This is a genomic window from uncultured Virgibacillus sp. (assembly GCF_947495635.1).
Lineage (GTDB): Bacteria > Bacillota > Bacilli > Bacillales > Amphibacillaceae > Virgibacillus > Virgibacillus salarius.
Genome location: NZ_CANMAB010000160.1, coordinates 1 through 5082 on the forward strand (window position 1 = coordinate 1; position 5082 = coordinate 5082).

General features: G+C 35.6%; 4 protein-coding genes. 1 reads left to right on the forward strand and 3 read right to left on the reverse strand.

Annotated features, from left to right (window positions below; all coding sequences use genetic code 11):
- Positions 1-160 precede the first annotated feature (160 nt).
- Both Q1A47_RS19890 and Q1A47_RS19895 read right to left on the reverse strand, forming a co-directional pair.
- A complete protein-coding gene (locus tag Q1A47_RS19890; RefSeq protein ID WP_026682773.1) occupies positions 161-832 on the reverse strand; it encodes a hypothetical protein in 672 nt (223 codons plus the stop codon).
- Positions 833-1075: 243 nt separating this feature from the next.
- The gene (locus tag Q1A47_RS19895) at positions 1076-2128 is read right to left on the reverse strand and encodes a C45 family peptidase (protein WP_026682774.1); all 1053 of its coding nucleotides are present in this window, start codon (positions 2126-2128) and stop codon (positions 1076-1078) included.
- Positions 2129-2356: 228 nt separating this feature from the next.
- On the opposite strand from Q1A47_RS19895, the gene Q1A47_RS19900 reads away from it, so the two are divergent.
- Entirely contained in the window at positions 2357-4075 is a 1719-nt protein-coding gene (locus Q1A47_RS19900) for a DNA-binding protein (RefSeq protein ID WP_026682775.1), read from the forward strand.
- Positions 4076-4105: 30 nt separating this feature from the next.
- Here the strand turns inward: Q1A47_RS19900 and Q1A47_RS19905 are convergent, their stop codons facing one another.
- The gene (locus Q1A47_RS19905) at positions 4106-4681 is read right to left on the reverse strand and encodes a hypothetical protein (RefSeq protein WP_121604708.1); all 576 of its coding nucleotides are present in this window, start codon (positions 4679-4681) and stop codon (positions 4106-4108) included.
- Positions 4682-5082: the final 401 nt, after the last annotated feature.

Below are 5082 nucleotides of genomic sequence, written 5' to 3' on the forward strand. Positions count from 1 at the left end.
CGCCGAAAGCGAAGTAATTCGTCGGAGCATTGCCAATATACATCAAACATTTCAAAATAACTACTTGGCTTAACGCAATCATTGCACTGATTTTATACTTTCTTAACTTATAAAAAAATCCCTAATCGCCAATTTTTGATGATTAGGGACTGATGATTAATTATAAATCTTCCTCAAAACGATAAACTAACTTGTAATTTTCCTCATTAAGTAGATCCGCCACATGTACACGTACTCCATGCCCGAACACAACCTCATCTTCTGTCATAGCGACAATCATTGCTTTTGTTTCATTAGCAATATCAATATATATATCACCAACGACTGGCTTTAAGCTACCGTCACTTTCAGCAAGGTAGCTAATCGATTCATCTTGAATTTGCTGTTCTTCTGGCACGAGGCTTTTATCATAATAAGCTATTTCTTGACTTGCATCAGCCTTACCTGGGACCATTACAACATATTCACTATGCTTCACTCCATTATCTCTAGTGGTAACAACATTCCCGTCTTCCACACTATCTACTTTTTCAATAGCATTTAAGGAATAATGGTCAAGGAAATCTGGAGCTGGCTTAATAATTAGAATATAGTCCCCTGGTTCTGGCATCTTATTCTTATCAATCGTATACCTTTTCCCGTAAAAAATAAATGTATCATTATGTTGTGGTCTATAGAGTTCTATTTCGCTTGCTTTCGTTAGAATTTGCTGCATATCCTTTAGGCGATATAAATGAACCGATTTTTTAAACATCGGTTTTACCGAATATACTTTATGCAATTCATTCTTGTAAAAAACGAATTGGCCCTTCCTTACCTGAAAAAGCTTCATTAGATTACCTCCTACCTTCATATTCCATTTGAGTATAATATAACTGGAACTCATAAATAAAGTAAAACTTCATTCAAATAAATAAATCCTTTTATTCTGAATGATCATGCATGTAATCCATGTTTCTTGAGCTGTAATAAACTCCTATTCTGTTGAGCAAGTACTTGTACAGATAATGTCAGTCTAAATTTATTTTCCCTTAAACCTCAACACTTTAAACATTGAATTCCTAAATAATAGTATTTATCGAACATTTTCTTCCATATGAACAAATGGCAAGTCCGTATCAACCATTCCAATTACTCGTTTCATGGCTATATTCTCCCCTTTTAACCATCGTTTAAAGTCAAAGATTTCTGGCTTTCGATCTCCACCTAAAGCAAACCACACCTTTAATTCTTTAGGAAAATAACCAGAGGTATGAATGGTTCCCGACCAGTTTTTATATTTAGTAGAGAATACACCTCTTGTTGAATTATTCATCATTTCAAATGCTTGATAAGCATTATTTAATGACCCCTTTTGCTCATCTATTGCCCGCTTCCTTCGATAGGAATCATCCAAATGGTAACGGTTTTCAGCTGTTAATGTTTCAAAATGATTGGTACATACATGTGACTGACGTACCTTAACAGCTCGCGGTGATGCTTCTACTACAATAGAATCCCCGCTCCTATCTAACAATACATAACTAAATGAGTGCCGATGAGGAATATCTTTCAATAAATGTATTGCCTCTTCTGTATTTCTACAGCTTTCCAAAATTATTCTTCCGATCATATTACAAATAAAGCCATCACCCGGCTTTCGACGATGAATGAAATTATAGCCCAATGCAAGACCATGTTCGTTCATACCATCCATTCTGCCAGTAATGCGCTGTGACGGTCCAATGGTCGCGAAACCTTGATCATTTGGTTGAAAAATGGTATAGCGCCCTTCATAAGTTTTCGGATGATAGTCATAATTACGTATCATATAATTGGACCCTGTAAAAATAGAACAACCACTTTTGGTATACGCTAAACGATAGCCACCGAACTCTTGAAGTACATCATTGATATCCCACTTTAACGCATGCATGAGTCCTTGAAGTTCTTCCCATATTCCTGGAGCAAACGTCGTGATAGCCGCCTTTGCCTCACTTTCATTAATAGTGAAACGCGGTCTTCTAATTCCCCATTGCTTCTTTCTGTTTTCAAGAATAAATGAATTTCTTAACCATTCACCCTGCCTAATCCCATATTCATAATGACTACCACGAAATTGAATAACATCACTATAAATTTGTTTCATCCGCTCCCCCCTTTGCATTCGTATCCCCCTATTTTAATGAATTTATATTTATTTGAAAATAAATGTGCCTAAACTGAAACTTTTTATTCATTTTCAACGTATACATTCATAAAGGTAATAATCACATCATTACTTGTAGGGTTCACATATTGTTTTTGTGTATATAAAGCTACTATTTTTTCCGGACTCTCAAAGTTCCCTCTTGTAAAGAAGATAGGAGATGAAAGCATGACAGGAATATTAACAACAACGATTCTATCCTTTATCCTGTATTTTGTTATTGCTGGATATTTTGTACTTAAAAACAAGAAATATCGAGGAACAACTTTTAAGGCAGTTGCTATTATATTTGCGACTTTATTTATCATAGGGGCTATAATCGTCTATATTTTTATGCCACCTATTACGATTCCAAATATGACGATTGCCAATATCATCATTGGAGTAGCTGGTATGACTGGTTTGTATATGCTTACGTCAAGCCAGCCTTTTAGCAAATCAAGTCAACAGTTTGATGTGATCACAGGGGCCATCATTGTATTTACTGTTATAGCTATTCCTGGATTTTTTGTATTAGGAATATTCACCTTAGATGATACGTATGAATCCATTGCTAAAGAAGAAGTAGCTGAAGCCAAACCTTTAGATAAAGATGCTACACCAATTGTTGTTTCGCCTGAGTTTGCTCGAAATAAAGTACAGAAGGCGATGAGTGTAGTACCAAACACACAATATTATGACTTAGGTAAGTTGCAGGTGCAAAAAATTAAAGATGACATTGTGTTCGTTGCACCGGTAGAGTTCACTGATTTCTGGAGGTACTTTAGAGGCAAAGAGACAGAAGGTTATTTCACTATCTCTGCTACTGATGTTAATGCCCAGCCAAAATTTATTAAAAATAATATGAAGTATACAAATTCGAGCTACTTTCATCATAACATTGATCGTACCATTTATAATGCGCATCCAGATTATATTCGAAGTGGTGAGGCACAAATTGAAGTAGACGAAAATGGAAAGCCTTGGTATGTTCAAACGCTCTTTAAACCAATCGGACTAACGAACAAGCCAGATATGGAAAAATTACATGTTGCCGTAGTCGATCCTGTTACAGGTGATGTTAAACTATATCATGCTGCTGATGCACCTGAATTTATTGATGGATCCATTAGTTCAGAAATGGCCTCAAATGAGAATGAATATTTCGGGAAATATATTCATGGGTGGCTGAACTCCCTTTTTGGCAAAAAGGATGTAAAGATTCCGAATGAATCTGGTACGGAATCAAGCGTTACACCAATTTTTGATGAGAATGGAGAGATGCATTATTTTACTGATATGTCTTCCCCAAAAGAGAATATTGACTCCGCACTTGGTTACACCTTAATTAATGCAAGAACAGGTGAACTAACATATTATAACGGGGAAAAGAATAACGGCATAATGGATAGTAAGGGTGCAAAGGAAATTGTAAATAAAGAGTTCCCTGAAAAGAAATGGACTGGTTCCATGCCAATTCTTTACAACATTGATGGGAATCCAACATGGGTTGTAAATGTCCTTGATCCAAACGGATTATTTAAACATTATGCATATATTAAAGCGTCTGATTCCGATTTTGTTGTTTTTGGTGATACTGCCAGAAGTACACTTGAGGCTTATCGTTTAGCTTTGGCGCAAGATCCTAGTAATGTGGAATCAACTGGAGAAGCAGCATTAGAAAAGAGAAATGGTATTGTTGAACGGGTTGTTGTAACAACGCAAGATAAAAAACAAATTGTTCAATTCTTACTTAAAGATGATGCGACTATTTATACCGTAAATTCTGGAAAAGCACCAAGATCCATTTTCTTGCAAATAGGCGATAAAGTTCAATTAGAAGCAAATATGCGTGACAATCAAACCGGAATAGTAGAAACAATCTCCATTGAGGGACTAACAGAATAAAAGGAAAAACAGGCTAGGAGGATTTACTCCTTAGCCTGTTTTTTTAGGTCCATGATTTTTTAACCACCAGAACAATTTGGTTAGCCAAAAAGCAAGATACGAAATAGCAACATCCAATAAGAATATATAGGTTAACTTCATTCCTCCATGCAAAATTAACATATCCAAAGCAATAAAAATAGAGGCTAATCCATATCCAAATCCAGCAGAAAGCACGATAGCATATAAATAAAAATTTTTCCCTTTATTCGTACAATATTGGTAGAGCAACATAAATCCAATCGGCAGCACAACTGTTGTCACTGTAAGACTTGTTGGAAATAAGTAGGAAATACTATGTGGTGTAATAAGATAATTATACATCGATAATACATTATCAAGATTAGACCACATGACATGTATGGCAAAACCATAAAAACCGATTTCAAATACTCTCCCTCGATCCAAGAAAAAGTATAAAAGAACGAAAGGAATGATTACACTCACAATATTGAACCAAAAATACCATGTATCTGGACCAGAAGTTTGATGCCAATACTCTTCCTGTAGAATGCCAAGTCTTTCTTTTAATTCATAAATTTGATAATATAGTTCATCTACACTCATACGCTTTAACCACCTGAATAAACGATCGTTGAGGTTAGTTTAAGCTTATCTTCGTAATTCTATACAGATAAACAATTAAGCGCTTTTATCCAATACAAAACGCTGTTTTCATGTATGGATTTACAATAAAGAACAAGAGCGCAAGCGCCCGATTAGAAACGATGATTGGCGAGTCAACGGTGATAAAGGAATCACAGTGAGATTGCGAGCCGATGTTGACTTAGATTAGGGCGATTCGTGAAGTCGCATCGTTTCTGGGCGCTAGAGCTGGGCGCAGCTCAACAAGCCCCTATTTATCCACATGGGCATATTTTATAATTTTCCTCATTAGCGTTGCACAAAAAATTTTAAAAATAGTCAAGTGCGCAAAACTGGAATATTTATCAAAAATATACCAATTA

Excerpts from the sequence above, each read along its gene's own strand:
- Q1A47_RS19890 (WP_026682773.1), bottom strand. The coding sequence starts at position 832 with ATGAAGCTTTTTCAGGTAAGGAAGGGCCAATTCGTTTTTTACAAGAAT.
- Q1A47_RS19895 (WP_026682774.1), bottom strand. The coding sequence starts at position 2,128 with ATGAAACAAATTTATAGTGATGTTATTCAATTTCGTGGTAGTCATTAT.
- Q1A47_RS19900 (WP_026682775.1), top strand. The coding sequence starts at position 2,357 with ATGACAGGAATATTAACAACAACGATTCTATCCTTTATCCTGTATTTT.
- Q1A47_RS19905 (WP_121604708.1), bottom strand. The coding sequence starts at position 4,681 with ATGAGTGTAGATGAACTATATTATCAAATTTATGAATTAAAAGAAAGA.